17 protein-coding genes are annotated in these 17,421 nt (G+C 68.1%); 6 read left to right on the forward strand and 11 right to left on the reverse strand.

Annotated elements, in window-relative coordinates; genetic code table 11:
• Positions 1 to 13: 13 nt before the first annotated feature.
• Positions 14 to 601, forward strand: coding sequence for a glycine zipper family protein (locus IEY58_RS03150; RefSeq protein ID WP_189042309.1), 588 nt, complete (start codon positions 14 to 16; stop codon positions 599 to 601).
• A 55-nt stretch (positions 602 to 656) separates the two neighbouring features.
• Here IEY58_RS03150 and IEY58_RS03155 read toward each other — a convergent pair whose 3' ends face one another.
• The 4 genes from IEY58_RS03155 to IEY58_RS03170 form a co-directional block, all read right to left on the reverse strand.
• Entirely contained in the window at positions 657 to 1,451 is a 795-nt protein-coding gene (locus tag IEY58_RS03155) for an FAD binding domain-containing protein (protein ID WP_189042311.1), read from the reverse strand.
• 10 nt (positions 1,452 to 1,461) lie between these two features.
• Complete coding sequence (locus tag IEY58_RS03160) at positions 1,462 to 3,882, reverse strand: xanthine dehydrogenase family protein molybdopterin-binding subunit (protein WP_189042313.1); 2,421 nt, start codon at positions 3,880 to 3,882, stop codon at positions 1,462 to 1,464.
• On the reverse strand, positions 3,872 to 4,354 hold the full coding sequence (locus IEY58_RS03165) for a (2Fe-2S)-binding protein (RefSeq protein WP_189042315.1): 483 nt from the start codon (positions 4,352 to 4,354) through the stop codon (positions 3,872 to 3,874). Before IEY58_RS03165 ends, IEY58_RS03160 begins: the two co-directional genes overlap by 11 nt.
• Positions 4,355 to 4,511: 157 nt before the next feature.
• Positions 4,512 to 5,759, reverse strand: coding sequence for a methionine gamma-lyase (locus IEY58_RS03170; protein ID WP_189042317.1), 1,248 nt, complete (start codon positions 5,757 to 5,759; stop codon positions 4,512 to 4,514).
• Between the two features lie 130 nt (positions 5,760 to 5,889).
• Between IEY58_RS03170 and IEY58_RS03175 the strand changes: the two genes are divergently transcribed.
• Positions 5,890 to 6,372, forward strand: coding sequence for an Lrp/AsnC family transcriptional regulator (locus IEY58_RS03175; RefSeq protein ID WP_189042319.1), 483 nt, complete (start codon positions 5,890 to 5,892; stop codon positions 6,370 to 6,372).
• 92 nt (positions 6,373 to 6,464) lie between these two features.
• On the forward strand, positions 6,465 to 8,144 hold the full coding sequence (locus tag IEY58_RS03180; RefSeq protein ID WP_189042321.1) for a methyl-accepting chemotaxis protein: 1,680 nt from the start codon (positions 6,465 to 6,467) through the stop codon (positions 8,142 to 8,144).
• Here the strand turns inward: IEY58_RS03180 and IEY58_RS03185 are convergent.
• The 5 genes from IEY58_RS03185 to IEY58_RS03205 all read right to left on the reverse strand — a co-directional run bounded on the left by IEY58_RS03185 (position 8,141) and on the right by IEY58_RS03205 (position 12,746).
• On the reverse strand, positions 8,141 to 9,307 hold the full coding sequence (locus IEY58_RS03185) for a low temperature requirement protein A (RefSeq protein ID WP_189042322.1): 1,167 nt from the start codon (positions 9,305 to 9,307) through the stop codon (positions 8,141 to 8,143). The genes IEY58_RS03180 and IEY58_RS03185 overlap by 4 nt on opposite strands.
• Positions 9,308 to 9,334: 27 nt before the next feature.
• Positions 9,335 to 10,096 carry an SRPBCC family protein gene (locus IEY58_RS03190; RefSeq protein ID WP_189042323.1) on the reverse strand — a complete coding sequence of 254 codons (762 nt, stop codon included), beginning with the start codon at positions 10,094 to 10,096 and terminating at the stop codon, positions 9,335 to 9,337.
• A 75-nt stretch (positions 10,097 to 10,171) separates the two neighbouring features.
• On the reverse strand, positions 10,172 to 10,981 hold the full coding sequence (locus IEY58_RS03195) for an ABC transporter permease (protein WP_189042324.1): 810 nt from the start codon (positions 10,979 to 10,981) through the stop codon (positions 10,172 to 10,174).
• Entirely contained in the window at positions 10,978 to 11,652 is a 675-nt protein-coding gene (locus IEY58_RS03200) for an ABC transporter ATP-binding protein (protein WP_229743452.1), read from the reverse strand. The genes IEY58_RS03195 and IEY58_RS03200 overlap by 4 nt, the downstream gene beginning before the upstream one ends.
• Positions 11,653 to 11,738: 86 nt before the next feature.
• The gene (locus IEY58_RS03205) at positions 11,739 to 12,746 is read right to left on the reverse strand and encodes an ABC transporter substrate-binding protein (RefSeq protein WP_189042325.1); all 1,008 of its coding nucleotides are present in this window, start codon (positions 12,744 to 12,746) and stop codon (positions 11,739 to 11,741) included.
• Positions 12,747 to 13,151: 405 nt separating this feature from the next.
• Between IEY58_RS03205 and IEY58_RS03210 the strand changes: the two genes are divergently transcribed.
• Both IEY58_RS03210 and IEY58_RS03215 read left to right on the forward strand, forming a co-directional pair.
• A complete protein-coding gene (locus IEY58_RS03210) occupies positions 13,152 to 13,670 on the forward strand; it encodes a PAS domain-containing protein (protein WP_189042326.1) in 519 nt (172 codons plus the stop codon).
• 153 nt (positions 13,671 to 13,823) lie between these two features.
• On the forward strand, positions 13,824 to 15,026 hold the full coding sequence (locus IEY58_RS03215) for a hypothetical protein (RefSeq protein ID WP_189042327.1): 1,203 nt from the start codon (positions 13,824 to 13,826) through the stop codon (positions 15,024 to 15,026).
• A gap of 117 nt (positions 15,027 to 15,143) precedes the next feature.
• Here IEY58_RS03215 and IEY58_RS03220 read toward each other — a convergent pair whose 3' ends face one another.
• A complete protein-coding gene (locus tag IEY58_RS03220) occupies positions 15,144 to 15,569 on the reverse strand; it encodes an organic hydroperoxide resistance protein (RefSeq protein ID WP_189042328.1) in 426 nt (141 codons plus the stop codon).
• 128 nt (positions 15,570 to 15,697) lie between these two features.
• Positions 15,698 to 16,186, reverse strand: a complete 489-nt coding sequence (locus IEY58_RS03225) for a MarR family winged helix-turn-helix transcriptional regulator (protein ID WP_189042329.1) — start codon at positions 16,184 to 16,186, stop codon at positions 15,698 to 15,700.
• A gap of 271 nt (positions 16,187 to 16,457) precedes the next feature.
• On the opposite strand from IEY58_RS03225, the gene IEY58_RS03230 reads away from it, so the two are divergent.
• Positions 16,458 to 17,411, forward strand: a complete 954-nt coding sequence (locus IEY58_RS03230; protein WP_189042330.1) for a hypothetical protein — start codon at positions 16,458 to 16,460, stop codon at positions 17,409 to 17,411.
• The last annotated feature ends 10 nt before the right edge of the window (positions 17,412 to 17,421 follow it).

Raw genomic sequence — 17,421 nt, forward strand, 5'->3', positions numbered from 1 at the left:
GGGAGTGTTCTCCATGTCTCGTCTTTCGGTTTCGGCAGCGCTTCTCGGCAGCCTGGCGCTCGGCGCTTGCGTCGCAGCACCGCCGTCGGGGCCTTCGGTCGCGGTCATGCCCGGCCCTGGCAAGACGCTCGCCCAGTTCCAGCAGGACGACCTGACCTGCCGGAACTATGCTGAACAGCAGACCGGCGGCGTGCAGCCGGCGCAGGCCGCCAACGACAGCGCTGTCTCGAGCGCCGTGGTCGGCACGGGGCTGGGCGCCGCGGCGGGCGCGCTGATTGGGGCGGCCGCCGGCAATGCGGGCATCGGTGCCGCGGCCGGTGCCGGTGCGGGCCTGCTGATGGGTTCTGCGGCCGGTGCCAACAACGCCCAGCTCTCCGGCGCCGCGCTGCAGCGGCGCTACGACGTCGGCTATATGCAGTGCATGGCGGCCAACGGCGAGAGCGTGCCGCCCGTACAGCAGGCGGCGCGCCCGGCCTATTACCCGGCGCCGGCCTATGCCTACCCGGCCCCGGTCTACTACCCCTATCCCCCGCCGCCGCCGTACTACTACGGCCCGTCGGTCGCCGTCGGCTTCGGCTTCGGCGGCGGGCGCCACTGGTAAGAAAAACGCCGCCCGGCCGAACCGGGCGGCGTTTTCGTTTCGGGCGATCGCCTGATTAGCCGGTCGCGGCGACCGCGCGCTTGGCGAACACCGTCACCAGGTGCGAGCGATATTCGGCGCTTGCGTGGATATCCGAGTTGAGCTCGTCGGCCGGGATCTTGAGACCGTCGAGTGCGGACGCCGTGAAGTTCTTGTCGAGCGCAGCTTCGAACTCGGTCGCGCGGAACACCGACGGCCCGGCGCCGGTGACCGCGACGCGGACGCCTTGGGCGGTCTTCGCGACGAACACGCCGACCACGGCATAGCGCGACGCCGGGTTGCGGAACTTCTGATAGTCCGACTTCTCCGGAATGGGGAAGCTCACCGCGGTTACGATCTCGTCCGGCTCGAGCGCCGTCTCGAACATGCCGACGAAGAAGTCGGCGGCGGAAAGCTGCCGCTTCGACGTGTGCACCGTGGCGCCGAGCGCCAGGAGCGCCGCCGGATAGTCGGCGGCCGGATCATTGTTGCTGATCGAGCCGCCGATCGTGCCGCGATGGCGCACGGCCGGATCGCCGATGTTGCCGGCGAGCCAAGCCAAGCCCGGGATCGCCGAGTTGACGACATCGGAGGCGCCGACCTCGGCATGGGTCGTCATGGCGCCGATCGTGATCGTGTTGCCGTCGCGCTTGATGCCCTTCAACTCGGGGATACGGCCGAGATCGACCAGGTCCGACGGCCGGGCGAGGCGCTGCTTCAGCGTCGGCACCAGGGTCATGCCGCCGGCGAGCAGCTTGCCATCCTCGGCGCCGGCGATCGCCTGGATCGCGTCCTGCAGGCTCTTTGGGGATTGATAGTTGAATTCGTACATGGGTCCGTCCTCACTCGGCCGCCAAGCTCGGGCTGGTCGCCGGGCTGTGGGATTGGATGATGTGCCACAGCTTTTCCGCCGTGGCCGGCATGTCGACATGGATGTCGCCCAAGGGCGAGAGCGCGTCGATGACCGCATTCATGATCGCCGCCGGTGCGCCGATGGCGCCCGCCTCGCCGCACCCCTTCACGCCCAACGGGTTATGCGTGCAGAGCGTCACGTTGGTCGCGACCTGGAACAGCGGCAGGTTGTCCGCGCGCGGCATGCAATAATCCATGAAGGAGCCGGTCAGCAGCTGGCCGTCCTTGTCATAGACCGCCCCTTCATAGAGCGCCTGGCCGATGCCCTGCGCCAGGCCGCCATGGACCTGGCCCTCGACGATCATCGGGTTGACGATCCGGCCGAAATCGTCGGCCGCCGTGAAATTCACCACCTCGACGACGCCAGTGTCGCGATCGATCTCGATCTCGGCCACATGCGCGCCCGAAGGATAGGTGAAGTTTTTCGGGTCGTAGAACGCGGTCTCGTCCAGCCCCGGCTCGACCGTCTCGATCGGGTAGTTGTGCGGCACATAGGCCGCGAACGCGATCTCGCCGAAGCTCTTGGTGCGGTCCGTGCCGGCGACGCGGTAGGTGCCGTCCTTGAACTCGACGTCGGCCTCGGCCGCCTCCAGCAGGTGCGCCGCGATCTTGCGGCCCTTGGCCACGACCTTGTCGATCGCCTTCATGACGGCGGAGCCGCCGACCGCGAGCGAGCGTGAGCCGTAGGTGCCCATGCCGAACGGGATCTTCGACGTGTCACCGTGCACGACTTCGACCTGGTCGACCGGCACGCCCAGGCCGGACGCCACCAGCTGGGCGAGGGTCGTCTCATGGCCCTGGCCATGGCTATGGGTGCCGGTGAACAGCGTCACGCTGCCGGTCGGGTGCACTCGCACCTCGGCCGCCTCGTAAAGGCCGGCACGGGCGCCCAGGGCACCGGCGACTGCCGAGGGCGCGATGCCGCAGGCCTCGATATAGGTCGCGATGCCCATGCCCCTGAGCTTGCCGCGTTTCGCGGCCTCCGTCCGGCGCGCCTCGAACCCGGCGCGATCGGCGGCCTTCAAGGCCATGTCCAGCGTCGTGAAATAGTCGCCGCTGTCGTACTGGAGGGCCACCGGCGTCTGGTACGGATAGGCGTCCTTCGGGATGAAGTTGCGCCGGCGGATTTCCTCCGGCGGGAGCTTGGCCACGCGCGCCGCGACGTCGACGATCCGCTCCAGCAGGTAAGTCGCCTCCGGCCGCCCGGCACCGCGATAGGCGTCGACTGGCACCGTGTTGGTGAAGACGGCGCGCACGGCCGCATGGATCGCCGGCGTCGTGTAGGTGCCGGCGAGGAGCGTCGCATAGAGGATGGTCGGGATCGCCGGCGCGAAGGTCGAGAGATAGCCGCCCAGGTTGGCGATGGTGTCGACCCTGAGGCCCAGGAACTTGCCGTTCTCGTCCATGGCGAGCTCGGCATGGCTCGCGTGGTCGCGACCTTGCGCGTCGGAGATGAACGCCTCCGACCGGTCGGCCGTCCATTTGACCGGCCGCTTCACCTTGGCGGCGGCCCAGGTGACGATCGCCTCTTCGGCGTAGTGATAGATCTTGGAGCCGAAGCCGCCGCCGACGTCCGGGGCCACGACCTTGAGCTTGTGCTCGGGCAGGTGCAGCACGAACGCGCCCATCAGCAGGCGGATGACGTGCGGGTTCTGGCTCGTCGTATAGAGCGTGTAGTCGCCCGAGCCGGCGTCATATTCGCCGACGGCCGAGCGCGGCTCCATGGCGTTCGGCACCAGCCGGTTGTTGACCAGGTCGATCTTGGCGACGAGCTTCGCCTGGGCGAACGCCGCATCGACCGCTGCCTTGTCGCCGATCTCCCACTCGTAGCAGGTGTTGCCCGGCGCCTCGTCGAACACCAGGGGCGCCCCGGGCTGGATCGCGTTCACCGCCTCGACCACGGCCGGCAGCACGCCATAGTCGACTTGGATCAGCTCGACCGCGTCCTTGGCCTGGTCGCGTGTCTCGGCGATCACGACCGCGACCGGGTCGCCGACATGGCGCACCTTGCCCTGGGCCAGCACCGGATGCGGCGGCTCGATCATCGGCTTGCCGTGCTTGTCGGTGATGAGCCAGCCGCAGGGCAGGCCGCCGACACCGTCGGCCGCGAGATCGGCACCGGTGAAGACGGCGATGACGCCGGGAGCCGCCAGCGCCTCGGTCGCGTCGATGGCGCCCAGCGTTGCATGCGCGTGCGGGCTCCGGAGCAGATAGGCGAAGACCTGGCCCGGACGGTTGATATCGTCCGTGTAGTGGCCCTGGCCGGTCAGGAAGCGGAAGTCCTCCTTGCGGCGGACGGCGGCGCCGATGCCGCCCTTGCCGTCTGCGACGGCGGCAGCGTCATCCGGCATGGGAGCCTCCCATCGCCTTCGCCCCCGCCTCCACTGCCTTCACGATGTTGTGGTAGCCGGTGCAGCGACAGATGTTGCCCTCGAGCCAGTCGCGGATCTCGTGCTCGGTCGGCGCCGGGTTCTGCTTCACCAGGTCCACGGCGCTCATCACCATGCCGGGCGTACAGAAGCCGCATTGCAGGCCGTGATGCTCGCGGAACGCCGCCTGCATCGGGTGCAGCTCGCCGTTCGGCGCCAGCCCCTCGATGGTCAGGATGTCGGCGCCGTCGGCCTGCGCCACCAGCAGGGTACAGCTCTTCATCGACTTGCCGTCGACATGGACGAGGCAGGCGCCGCATTGGCTGGTGTCGCAGCCGACGTGGGTCCCGGTCAGACCCAGGTGATCGCGCAGGAATTGAACGAGCAGAGTGCGCGGCTCGACAGTGGCCGTCACCTTCTTGCCGTTCACCGTCATGGAAACCGGTGCCGACATCGACGAGTTCTCCCTTGATGCTGCGGCGCAGTCGATGCTGCGCTTGGGCGAAGGGGCGGCACGACGCGCCGCCCGGAATTCGGCAGCAAGTGTCGACCCCTAAACCCTGCCCGGTCAAGGGTGGTCCGATGACAATCGACCCTGGTGCGGTGCGATATTATCCCGCGCGGCGCAAGGGCTTGGCTCTTGCCATGTCGAGCGCGCGGTCGAGTGCTTGGCCGATGTCGGCCTCGAGGTCCTCGACGCTCTCGAGCCCGACCGAGAGCCGGATCAGCCCCTCGCTGATGCCGTGGGCGGCGCGCTCTTCGGGGCTGTAGGGCGAATGGGTCATCGAGGCCGGATGCTGCACCAGCGTCTCCGCATCGCCCAGGCTGACCGCGATCGTCACCAGCTCGAGCGCGTCCATGAAGCGCAAGCCCGCGTCGAACCCGCCCTCGAGTTCGAACGCGATCATGCCGCCGAAGCCGCCCGGCATCTGCCGGCGGGCGAGATCATGCTGCGGGGCGCTTGCGAGGCCGGGATAGTGCACGGCCGCGACAGCCGGGTGCGCCTCCAGCAGCTGGGCGAGATGAAGGGCGCTCCGGCAGTGGCGCTCCATGCGCACCTCGAGCGTCTTCAGGCCGCGCAGCACCAGGAAGGCGTCGAACGGCGACAGTACGGCGCCGGTCATGTCCTTGAGGCCGAAGAGGCGCATGCGCTCGATCAATTCCTGCCGGCCGACCGCGGCGCCGGCGAGCAGGTCGCCATGGCCGCCCAGATACTTGGTCGCGGAGTGGACCACCAGGTCGGCGCCGAGCGAGAGCGGCCGCTGCAGGAGCGGCGTCGCATAGGTGTTGTCGACCATGACGAGCGCGCCGCGGGCATGGGCAAGCTCCGCGATCGCGGCGATGTCGACGAGCCGCATGTTCGGGTTCGCCGGCGTCTCGAAATAGACGAGCCGCGTGCGCGGGCCGAAGCCGGCCTCGGCCGCGGCAAGGTCGGTCAGGTCCGCGTGGCGCACGGTGATGCCGAACTGGGCCAGCCCGTGGCGGAAGAAGGCGAAGGTGCAGCCGTAGAGCGTCAGGTCCGTCAGGATCTCGTCGCCGGGCTTGAGCAGGCTCCAGATCGCCGACGTGATGGCGCCCATGCCGGATGCGGTCGCGAGCGCCGCCTCGCCGCCTTCGAGGCTCGCGAGCCGCGTCTCGAGCAGCGCCACGGTCGGGTTGCCGATACGGCCGTAGATATAGCCCGGCGCCTCACCGGCGAAGCGCCTGCCGCCCTCGGCGGCGCTCGGGAAGGCGAAGGTCGAGGTCAGGTGCAGCGGCGGCGAGAGGGCGCCCTGATGGTCGAGCGGATCGTAGCCATGATGGATCGCCCGCGTGGCGAAACCGGTCGCCCGCTGGTTCGTTAGATTCCGCTCGCCCATTGCCGTTTCCTCCCGTGCCATTAGGCCAGGAGGATACGGCCAAGGGGCAGGGCATGTCCTTGCGAACTCGGCCACGGAATGCCACGATATTGGCAGAATACACTAATCTAGATTGCTAAGTTGGTGGAACATGCCGAAACTCGAATTCGATGCGATCGACCGCCGCCTTCTGGATGCGCTGCAGGGCGAGGCGCGGCTGACCAACGTCGAGCTGGCCGACCGCATCGGCCTCTCGCCGTCGCCCTGCCTCCGGCGCGTCAAGATCCTGGAGCGCGAGGGCGTCATCCAGGGCTATCGCGCGACGCTCGACCGGCGGAAGCTGGGTTTGGCCTTGACCGTGTTCGTCGGCGTCAAGGTCGAGCGCCATCGCGACGAGGAGGCGACGGCGTTCCAGCAGGCCATGCGCGCCGTGCCGGAGGTCGTCGCCTGCCACCTGATCTCGGGCGAGCACGACTTCCTGCTCGAGGTCGTGGTCGCGAGCCTCGAGGCCTACGAGGATTTCCTCCTCGGCACGCTCCTGAAGCTGCCCGGCGTCAGCGACGTGCGCAGCAACTTCGCGATCCGCATGGTGAAGCCGCCCGGGCCGCTGCCGCTCGATCATCTGCCGGGGTGAGAGGCGATCGTTTCCTTAGCTAATTAAGTGATTTTTAAAGCCTCGCCCGTTAGCGCATCGGCCTCGATCACTAATTCGTGAGGGCCGTCCCCGTGCAACGTCTCAGCATCACCCAGCGCGTGGCCTTGATTGTCGGGCTGCTCGTGCTGTCGATCGTCGGCGTCGTCGCGATCCAGGCGGTGTCATTCCGCAATTCGATGATCCAGGAGCGCCAGGACAAGCTGCGCGACATGGTGACGAGCGTGCTGGGCGCGGTGAAGTTCTACGACGGCCAGGTCGCTGCCGGGAAAATCTCGCTGGCCGACGCGCAGGAGGCGGTCAAGGTCGCGGCGCGCGCCATGCGCTGGAGCGACGGCAACTACTACGGCATCTACCAGTACGACGGCGTGACGCTCGTCCACAGCAACCCGAAGTTCGAGGGCGTGAACCGGATCGACACGCGCGACCCGCAGGGCAACCGCACGGTCGCCGACCTGATCGATGCCGGCCGCAAGCCGGGCGGCGGCTTCGTCTGGACCTTGGTGCCGCGGCCGGGCCAACAGGTGGCGGTGTCGAAGCTCACTTTCGCCCAAGGCTACGAGCCATGGAAATGGGTGATCCAGGCCGGCGTCTATGTCGACGACATCGATGCCATCGTCTGGCGCGGCGTTCTGACCATCGGCGGCTTCGCGCTCGTGGCGGCGTTGCTCGCCGGCGGGCTCGCCGCCTATGTCGGCCGCAGCATCAGCCGCCCAATCGGCGGCCTCGCCGGCACGATGCAGACGCTCGCCTCGGGCGACATGGCGGTTACCGTGCCTTATGTCGCAGAGCAGAACGAGATCGGCACCATGGCCCGCGCCGTCGAGGTGTTCCGCACGAGCATGGCCGAGGGGGATGCGCTGCGCGAGGAACAGGAGCGGCTGAAGCAGGCCGCGGCGGCCGACCGCCGGACCTCGCTCTTGCGCATGGCCGACGAGTTCGAGGCGGCCGTGGGCGGCGTGGTCGAGGCAGTCTCAGCCTCGTCGGCGGAAATGCGCCGCTCGGCCGCGACCCTCACCGAGAGTGCCCGGAGCACCAGCGACAAGTCCGACGAGATCGTCGCGCTGTCGGACGATGCCTCGCAGAACGTGAGCGCGGTCGCGGGCGCGTCCGAGGAATTGTTCGCCTCCATCAGCGAGATCAGCCGGCGCCTGGCTGAGGCGGTCAAGACGACCGGCGAGGCCGATGCGGAGGCACGCGTCGCGGCTGGCCTGATGCAGAGCCTGGAGCGGACGACCGGCCGGATCGGCGAGGTCGTGGGCCTCATCAATTCGATCGCGAGCCAGACCAATCTCCTGGCCTTGAACGCGACGATCGAGGCGGCGCGCGCCGGCGAGGCGGGCAAGGGCTTCGCCATCGTGGCGAGCGAGGTGAAGGCGCTCGCCCGCCAGACAGCGGATGCGACCGACGAGATCCGGACCCAAGTCGGCGCCATCCAGCAGGAGGCAACGGCGGCGCTGAAGTCGATCTCGGGCGTCACCCGCACTGTGAGCGACATCAGCGAGCTCGTGACCGCCGTTGCGGCTGCAACCGAGCAGCAGACGGCCGCGACCGAGGAGATCTCGCGCCGGGTGCAGCAGGTTGCGACCGGTACCGGCGCCGTCTCGGCCAGCATGGGCGTGGTCGCCCAGGCCATGGGCAGCACGCGCAGCGAAGCGGGCCAGGTGCTGGATGCCGCAACGACGCTCGCCGAGCGCGGCGTCACGCTCAAGCAGAAGGTCGGCGGCTTCCTGGAGACGATCCGGGCGGCCTAACGGGCGCGCCGGAGCGAGATCATCTCCCAGGCTGCGACGACGACCAGAATCGCTGTCGTCCCGGCGCCGATCGCGAGCGGGGACAGCGACGGCGCGACCGGCGTCAGCGCCGCCAGCAGTCCCAGCCCGACCAGGTGCGACAGCGGCACGCGGCCGGCGATCGGCGTCTTGAACAGGATGTTGCCCAGGAGATAGAGCGCGGGTGCCCCGAGGCTGGTCGCGATCACCGGCAGGCTCGCCGGGCCTTCGGGATGCAGCAGCACCAGGTCGTCGGCCACCGCCTCGACCACGATACCGGCGACGATCGGCACATGGACAAAGGTATAGGCGAGGCGGGCGAGACGGCCGGGGTCGGCGATCTTCTGGATATGATGGCTGCCGCGCTCGACCGCCGTGTCGAAATAGATCCACCAGAGCGCGACACTGCCGATGAAGGCGGCGGCGAAGGCAGCGACGGTCGAACCGCCCCAGGCGAGGCCCGCGAAGCGGGCGCCGGTCACCAGCACCGATTCGCCGAGCGCGATGATGATGAATTGCGAGCAGCGTTCGGCGATATGGCCGCCTTCGACGTCCCAATCGGCCGTGGTCGAGCGGCCGAGCCCGGGCACGCGGTAGCCCAGCGTCGGCGCGATGTAATCGAGCGCGAGGGCGGCGAGCCACAGGCCGAGGCGGGTGGGGCCCTGGGTTGCGGCGCCGGCGAGCCAGAACAGGCCGCCGAATGCCAGCCACAGCGTGATGCGCTGGAAGTTGCGCCGGTTGTGCGGGCTGGCATCGCCGATCGCCCAAAGCGTGAAGGCCGAGCGGCCGAGCTGCATCGCGACATAGCAGCCGGCGAAGACCGGGCCCAGCGTGCCGAACGCCTCCGGGATCGCCGCCGAGAACAGCAGGCCGGCCAGCATGAGCGCCAGCAGCAAGAGGCGGACTGGCGGGCGCTCCGGGTCGAGCCAGTTGGTGGCCCAGGCGGTGCAGATCCACACCCACCAGGTCGCCATGAACAGCAGCAGCGTGTGGAGTGCGCCGGTCTCCGTCGGATCGGCTAGAAGCAGGTGCGACAGCTGCGTGACGGCGAAGGCAAAAACCAGGTCGAAGAACAGCTCGATATTGGTCACGCGCGCCTGCTGGCGGCGCGGGCGCAGGAGATGGCCGGTCCGCCGCGGGGCCACGGAACCGGTCTCCCTCGAACGGACGGCCTAGCGGAAGATCGCGACGACGATGGCGATGACGATGACGAGCGCCGGGATCCAGATCCACGGGTTGAGCCCGCCCGACGGCTTGTTGCCGCTCGAGACCGGCGTGGCGCCGCCTGCGGCACCGAGCGTCGTACCGGCCGGCGGCACGGTCGGCTGCGGTGCTGCCGGCGGCGGTTCGGCGGCGGCCGGCTCGGGTGCGACCGCCGTCGGTGCGGCATGCGGCTCGGCGGCAGAGGCAAGCGCAGCCTCGACGGCAGGTTCGGCGGCGACGGTCGCGGCGGGCGCGGCTTCCGGCGCCGGCGCCGCCTCGGCGGCGGCTTCGCCTTCGGCGACGATCGCGGCAAAGCGGCTGAAGAAATCGTCGGCCATCTTGCGGGCCGTGCCGTCGATGAGGCGCGAGCCGATCTGGGCGAGCTTGCCGCCGACCTGTGCGTCGACCGAGTAGGTCAAGAGCGTGCCAGGGCCGTCATCGGCGAGCGCCACCTTGGCGCCGCCCTTGGCGAAGCCCGCGACACCGCCCGAGCCTTCGCCGGTGATGGTGTAGCCGTTCGGCGGATCGATGTCGCTCAAGGTGACCTTGCCGCCGAAGCTCGCCTTGACCGGCCCGACCTTGGCCGTGACCTTGGCGGTGAAGGAGGTGTCGGAGGTCTTCTCGATCTCGTCGCAGCCGGGGATCGATTGCTTGAGGATCTCGGCGTCGTTCAGCGCCGCCCAGACCTTGGCCCGCGGCGCCGCAATCCGGTATTCGCCCGTCATGTCCATGATTTGCAATCCTTATCCTGCCGGCCGACCGCCGGCAAAGGTAGGCGGCCCGCTCGGCAGGCGCAAGCCTCGGGGCTATTCTTCGCGCGGGAGCGCGCTCTCGTGCCAATGGCGCAGCAGCAGGTGCGAGAGGCCGGCGAGCAGCGCATAGATCGCGATGCCGGCGAGCGAGATCAGCGCCAGTGCTGCAAACATGCGCGGGATGTCGAGCCGATAGCCGGCCTCGAGGATGCGGTATGCCAAGCCCGATTCATGGCCGCCGGCGCCGGCCACGAACTCCGCCACCACGGCGCCGATGAGCGCGAGCCCGCCCGAGATGCGCAAGCCCGCGAGAAAGTAGGGCAGCGCCGAGGGCAGGCGCAGATGGATGAGCGTCTGGCCGCGCGTGGCGCCATAGAGCCGGAACAGCTCGGCGAGGTTCCGGTCGGCGCTGTTCAAGCCCAGCGTCGTGTTGGACAGGATCGGGAAGAAGGCGACGATCCAGGCGCAGATCAGCAGGGCCGCGACCGTATTGTCGACCCAGATGATGATGAGCGGCGCCACGGCGACGATCGGCGTCACCTGCAGGATGATCGCATAGGGAAAGAGGCTGCGCGCGATGAGCGGCGAGCGCGCGAACAGCAATGCCAACGCCCCGCCGCCCAGGACGGCCGCGAGCAGCGACAGTGCTGCGATCTCGAGCGTGAAGGCGAGTGCCGGGCCGAGGATCGGCCAGTCGCGCACGAGCGCCGTCGCGATCCGGCTCGGCGCCGGCACGATATAGGGCGGCACGTCGAAGAGGCGGATCGCCGCCTCCCACGTGCCGAGCGCCAGCGCACCGACGAGCGCCGGCAGCAGCGCCTTGGCCAACCCTTGGGCCAGCCATTGCGCAAGCTTGCCGTTCATGCCGCCATCGCCCGGCCGAGCGCCGCCGACACCTCGGCGCAAGCGGCGCCATAGGTGGCACCGTGGCGGAAGCCGGCCGCGCGCGGGTAGGGCGCCACCACCGGCAGTTCGGCCACGATGCGGCCGGGCCGGGCCGCCATGATCGCGATGCGGTTCGACAGATAGACCGACTCATAGACGCTGTGCGTCACGAACACGATCGCGAGGCCGCGCTCGGCCCAGAGCGCCAAGAGATCGTCGTTGAGCTTGAGGCGCGTGATCTCGTCGAGGGCGGCGAACGGCTCGTCCATCAGCAAGAGGCGCGGCCGCATGACGAGCGCCCGGGCGATCGAGACGCGCATGCGCATGCCGCCGGAGAGCTCGCGCGGGAAGGCGCGCTCGAACCCCTCGAGCCCGACCAGCGCCAGTGCGTCGCGTGCCCGCGCCTCGGCCTCGGCGCGCGCGAGACGGGCGAGGCGCAGCGGCAGGGTCACGTTCGCAAGCACGCGCGCCCAGGGCATGAGCGTCGGCTCCTGGAATACGAAGCCGATGTCACCCGGGCGCGGCCGCTCGCCACCATCCCAGCGAACCTGGCCGTCGCTCGGCGGTATCAGACCGGCGATGAGGCGGAGTGCCGTGCTCTTGCCGCAGCCGGACGGGCCGACCAGGCTCAGGAACTCGCCTGGCCGCACGGCGAGCTCGAGGCCTGCGAGCGCGTCCGTGCCGCTCGGGAAGCGCTTGCCGACGCCCGCGAGCGTGACCAGAGGGGCGGAGGCGTTTATTGCGCGAGCCCCAGCTTGTGGTTCACGAACCGCAGCGTATAGCCCTTCCGGTAGGGCAGATCCTTCGGATAGATCCCGGCCTCGGCGGTGAAGGCGAAGAATTCCTGCCAGCGCGCGTCGGACATGGCGCCGACGCCCAGCGTCGTCGCATCGCCCGATTGTACGATGCCGTATTGTTTCATGCCGGCGATCGCATGCGCGATGATCGCGTCGGTCATTTCCGGATTGTCGCGCTTGATGAGCGCGTTCGCCGCTGACGGATCCTCGTTCAGATAGCTGATCCAGCCGAGGATGGTCGCGTCCACCATGCGCTGGACCACATCCGGCTTCTTCTCGATCGTCGCCTGGGTCGCGGCAATCATCGCGCCGTAGCTGCGGTAGCCCTGGTCGGCCAAGAGGATGGTGAGCGGCTTCTCGCCCGACGCGAGCTCGATCGCATAGGGTTCGCTCGTGAGGTAGCCCTGCATGATCGCGCTCTTGTCGGCGAGGAACGGCGCCAGGTTGAAGGTATAGGGCCGGATCTGGTCGTCGGTGAAGCCGTAGCGCACCTTGAGGAACTGCCAGAAATTCTCGCGGCTCGCGGCCGAGATCAGGATCGGCTTGCCCTTCATTTTCTCGAGCCTGTCGAGGCCGGAGCCGGCATGGGCGATCAGCACCTGCGGGTCTTTCTGGAACGCCGCCGCCACCGCCACGATCGGCACGCCGTTCTTGACGAAGTTCAGCGGCTCGAAACTGTTCGAGCTGACCGCGAAGTCATAGCGACCGGCGGCCAGCAGTTGGGCCTGGTTGAGGTTCGGCCCGCCCTGCCGGATCTCCACGTCCAGGTGGTGCTGCTTGTAGATGCCCTTGGCGAACGCCTGGTAGATGCCGCCGTGCTCCGCCTCGGCGCGCCAGTCGGTGCCGATCACCACCTTGTCGTCGGCGTGCGCCGGGCGGCCGATCGCAGCCGCAAGGCCGACGAGGAGCAGGGAGGCCAGGACACGGCGGCAGGTGCCAGAGCTCATCGAGGTCACTTCTGGTTAGGGGCGGATGGTGATGGAGGCCGTCGGCAATCCGTCCCGGAACCGGGACGCAGAGTTAAGCTACCCGATCCGCCCCAAGGATCAAGCAAGGGATCAAGCTGGGGGATCAAGCAAGGGGATCAAGCGACGGATCGAGCGGATCGCGCCACGTCGTCGCCGGCACAAAATCATCTTACAAACAGATTACACCAATGACGTGTGTTGGTGTATAGGATGTGCCACTTCGAGTATGGTCGCGGCTGCCGATCGCGTCGGCCCCCGGGGAGAGCCTGGGCCCGTGCGCAGCGGCAAGGGGAGGCGCGACCCGTCGGACGGTCTCGAGCGAAAGGGTTCTCGAGCGAAAGGGTTCTGGGCGACAAGGTCCTTAGGGGGCAGGGGCGGAACCGAATGAGCGATCCCATTGCGGCGGCGCGGCTGCAGGGCAGGACCGGCATGGAAATCGTGCCGACCCGTCTCGCCCGGCAGCTGGAAGACTATTGGCGGGCGTGCCGCGATGGCGGCGACGAGGACTATATCCCGCGACGACGCGACATCGATCCGGCGGCACTCGGCCGACTGCTGCCGCAGGTCTTCCTGCTCGATGTCGCTGGACCGGAGGCGCGTCCGCGCTGGCGCCTGGTCGGCAGCGCCATCGCCCGCCGCGAGGGCAGCGACCCGACCGGCCGCTGGCTCGACGAGAGCCTGATGCCCGAGCAGGCCCAGGTTATGGCGCGCTTCGTCCAGCTCACGGTCCGGGAGCGGCGGCCGAGCTGTCACGCCGGCTGCTGGCGCGATGCGGAGGATCGGCTGCAGCTCTCTGCACGCCTGCTGGCGCCCTTCAGCGAGGACGGCACTGTGGTCTCGACGCTACTCGGTCTGATTGATTACGCGCCCGGCGAGATCGTCCCCTTGCGCGGCGCCGCATAAACCCGTTTTGATAGCGCGCCGAGAGAATTCTTCCTCTTTCAATCTATAGAACTTGACGCAATTGGGTTTGACAGGCGTACCCACCCCGGGCATGTCGGTCGAGCCAAATTCAACGCGCCAAATTCAACGCCGGGTCGGAGTGCCCAACAAACGATGCCGAACCTTCGCCTCTGCTCGACGCTGTTTCTCGCAACCATTCTCGCAGGATGCCAGCAAGCCTCGGGCAGCGGGGCGCCGGCCGAAGGCGCGGTGGCCACCGCCGCCCCGGCGAGTGCCGCCCCCGCGGCACCGGCCCCGACGCGTACGGCTGTCGGCGCGCGCGTCGATGAATTGCGCGGCGAGGTGCAACGGCTCGACGGCAACATCGACCAGCATCTGGCGACACTTGCCCAGATCCGTCAGGAACGGGACGCGACCGCCGGTCAATATTACGCCGCGGTGGGCGAGATCAGCACCCGGCTCCAGGCCGGCACGACGCCGTCGAACCCGCTCATGCTGGCGAAATGGGCCGAGGCGCGCGGCCTGCTCGACAAGCTCGAGGGCAACCTGTCGCATGTCAGCGCGCTCGCGAACGACATGGCGATCGACGGCCAGACCGGCGCCTATCTCGATGACTCGACGCGCGCCGTCTTCGCGATGCCGGGTGCGCTCGACGAGGACCATGCCCAGCTGCGCGAGCTCGACGCCGAGGTGGGCGCGTCGCAGGCCAAGCTCAGTGGCGAGATGACCGCCGTCACCAACGAGATCAACCGCCAGAACGCGTCGCTCGGCGTCGAGCGCAACAATATCGCGACGTTGGCCGAAGGCGTCCGCGCCGGCCAGTTCGTCGGCCGCAGCCTGGCGAACCCGCCCGTCCGCGTCGCAGCGGCCAAGGCGCCGCAGGCCAAAGCCGCGGCAACCCATGGCAAGCTCCATCGCGGCGACAAGGCCAAGCCCGCGGCCCCGGCGGAAACGGCGTCGGCCGCGCCCGCTTCGGATGCGCCGTCGCTGCCGGCGAAGCCCGCCGACAAGCGGTCGGCGAAGCCGGCTCATTCCGCGGCCGTGTCGCGCGATGCGCATGGTGCGTTGATGGTGATCCGGCTCGACGGCTATCACGAGCGCTATGAAGAGGCGCTCTACAGCGCCGTGAGCCGCACGCTCCAGGCGCAGCCGAACGCCAAGTTCCGCGTCACCGGCATCTCGCCTGAGGGGGCGAGCAGCGACGAGACGGCGGCACGCCTCGGCGACGTTCGGCGTCGTGTCGAGGACGTGCAGCGCTCGCTGCTCGCGTTCGGGCTCGACCCAGCGCGCGTTTCGACCGCGTCGACGACCAACCGCCGGGCGCCGGTCGAGGAGATCCGCGTCTACAAGCAGTAGGCGGCGCTTCCGCCCCAAGAAAGAAGCCCTCTCCCGCGTCGGTGGGAGAGGGCTTTGTCTTTCCGGACGATCGTTAGATCAGACGCCAGGATCAGGCGCCAGGATCAGACTACGGCATCAGACAACAGTCAGGCGGACGTTGACGTTGTTGCGCGTCGCGTTCGAGTACGGGCAAACCTGATGCGCCTTCTCGACCAGCGCCTCCGCATCGGCCTTGGCCAGGCCCGGTAGGGCGATCTCGAGGCCGATGTCGAGGCCGAAGCCGCCTTCCGAGCGCGGGCCGATGCCGACCGTGGCCGTGACCGAGGCGTCCGCCGGCACCTTCGGGCCGCCCTGCGAGGCGACGAACTTCATGGCGCCGATGAAGCAGGCCGAATAGCCGGCCGCGAACAGCTGCTCCGGATTGTTGCCCACGCCGCCGGCGCCGCCCAGTTCCTTCGGCGTCGCGAGCTTGACGGCGAAAGTGCCGTCAGCGGTCTTGGCCTCGCCGTCCCGGCCGCCGGTCGCAGTGGCTTTCGTGGTATAGAGGACGTTCACGGACATTTTGGATCTCCTCGGTCTTCGCGATGAAGGCCGGCGCCGATCGCCGACCCGACAAAACTTACGCACAATTAATTAGTGCGCAATTTAATTCGCCGCAAGAGGGCGCTCGAAATTTTTTCCCGAGGGTCTCAGGAGGCTTCGGCGTCGAGGTTGGTGCGCAGGCTTTCGAGCTCGTCGCGCAGGCCGAGGAGGCCGGCAACCGGCAGCTTCGTGGCGCAGATCAGCGCGGGCGGCACGGCGGCCGCCTCGGCGCGCAGCGCGTGGCCGGCGTCGGTCAACGTGATGCGGACCTGACGCTCGTCATCCGGATCCCGTGCCCGACGGATGCGGCCCGCTGTCTCGAGCCGCTTCAGGAGCGGCGTCAGCGTACCGGAATCGAGAAACAGCCGCTCGCCGATCTCCTTGACTGTGAGTCCGTCGCGCTCCCACAGCACCAGCATGGCGAGATACTGCGGATATGTCAGGTCGAGCGGCTCCAAGAGCGGCTTGTAGGTCTTGTTGAGCGCATGCGCCGTCGAATAGACCGCGAAGCACAGCTGGTTGCTGAGCTTCAGCAGCTCGTCGGTCGAGAGATCGACGGCGGGTGCATTGGCGATAGGGGCACTGGTGGTCGACATGGCTCAAATGTGGCGCTTCGACCGGTCGTGCACAAGGTGATCGTGTCCTATCGATGTCGACAGCCAATCCACGCGACGGCTGCCCCGTCCGAGGGTGGGAGCGGTCTGGATGTGTCCACCTCGCGTCTCTGCGCCAACTTCCGCGCTGTGAACCCACTCACATGCCTCGCTCGGCCTAGCCGATAGGATAAGACGGTCCGGCTCTCCGACCATTTCGGCCGCCGCTGACCGAACCACGATCCGGCCTGGAAAGTCGAGGAGGAGACATCAGATGATCTCCGACACGTTTCGTCGTCCATCGGATTTGTCCAAATGGATGCTGGGCGCTGCCATCCTCATCGGATACGCAGCCATCTTCTCCGTGTCCTTGCTGACGGTCGGCTTCCTCGAAATCAGGCAAGCCAATATGGTCGATTTCAACGCGCTCATCGCCGTGCTCGACCAGCGGGATCGCTATAAGGACGATCACCTCCAGGATGCGCTGAAGCGGGCCGAATTGGAGAGCGCCGGGTACCCATCACGGATTGCGACGTTCAACTGCACCGATAGTCCCAGCGCCGCCATCGTTGTGGCGAGCGCCCTCGCCACCAGCCCCGTCTCGGCCGATCCGGAAGAGGCCGGCGCGAAACCCAAGAGCTGCGCCGAGATCAGGGACACGCTCCTCAGTCATGCGCACGAATTATCCCTGACCGAAGACGACGTGCGCTTCCGGTCGGCCAACCTCGCCTTCTACTACGACAGCTATGTGGACGGAATTACGCAGAAATCTCCGCAGATAATTCCCGCCCTGCTGCTTCTGGATTCGAAATTCTGGCCATTGACCGTGTGGGCGCGCGCCCCGTTCGAGCTGATCCAGATGTTTTTGCTGGTCTGCATGGGTATGCTCGGCGGCGTGATCAGCGTGATGCGGTATTTCGTCGACCCGGCAATGAAATCGCCGGCCATCGCAGAGTTTTTCTACAAGCCGGCCGCTGGTGCCGCGATCTCCATCGGCGTCTATGTTCTGTTCCGCGCTGCCCAGATCTTCCTGGGGATCCAGAATCAGAATGGCAGTGCGACGATCTCGACCAGCGTCTTTATCTTGGCTGGCTTCGGGCTGGCGTCCGGCCTCTGCGCGACGGAGGCGCTCGGCCAGATCCAATCAGTAGCAATCCGATTGCTGCGCGTTCCCGGCCGCGGCACATACACTCAGCCCACAAAGGCATCCCGCCTTTCACCGGGCTGAACAACCTTGA

The organism is Aliidongia dinghuensis (assembly GCF_014643535.1).
Lineage (GTDB): Bacteria > Pseudomonadota > Alphaproteobacteria > ATCC43930 > CGMCC-115725 > Aliidongia > Aliidongia dinghuensis.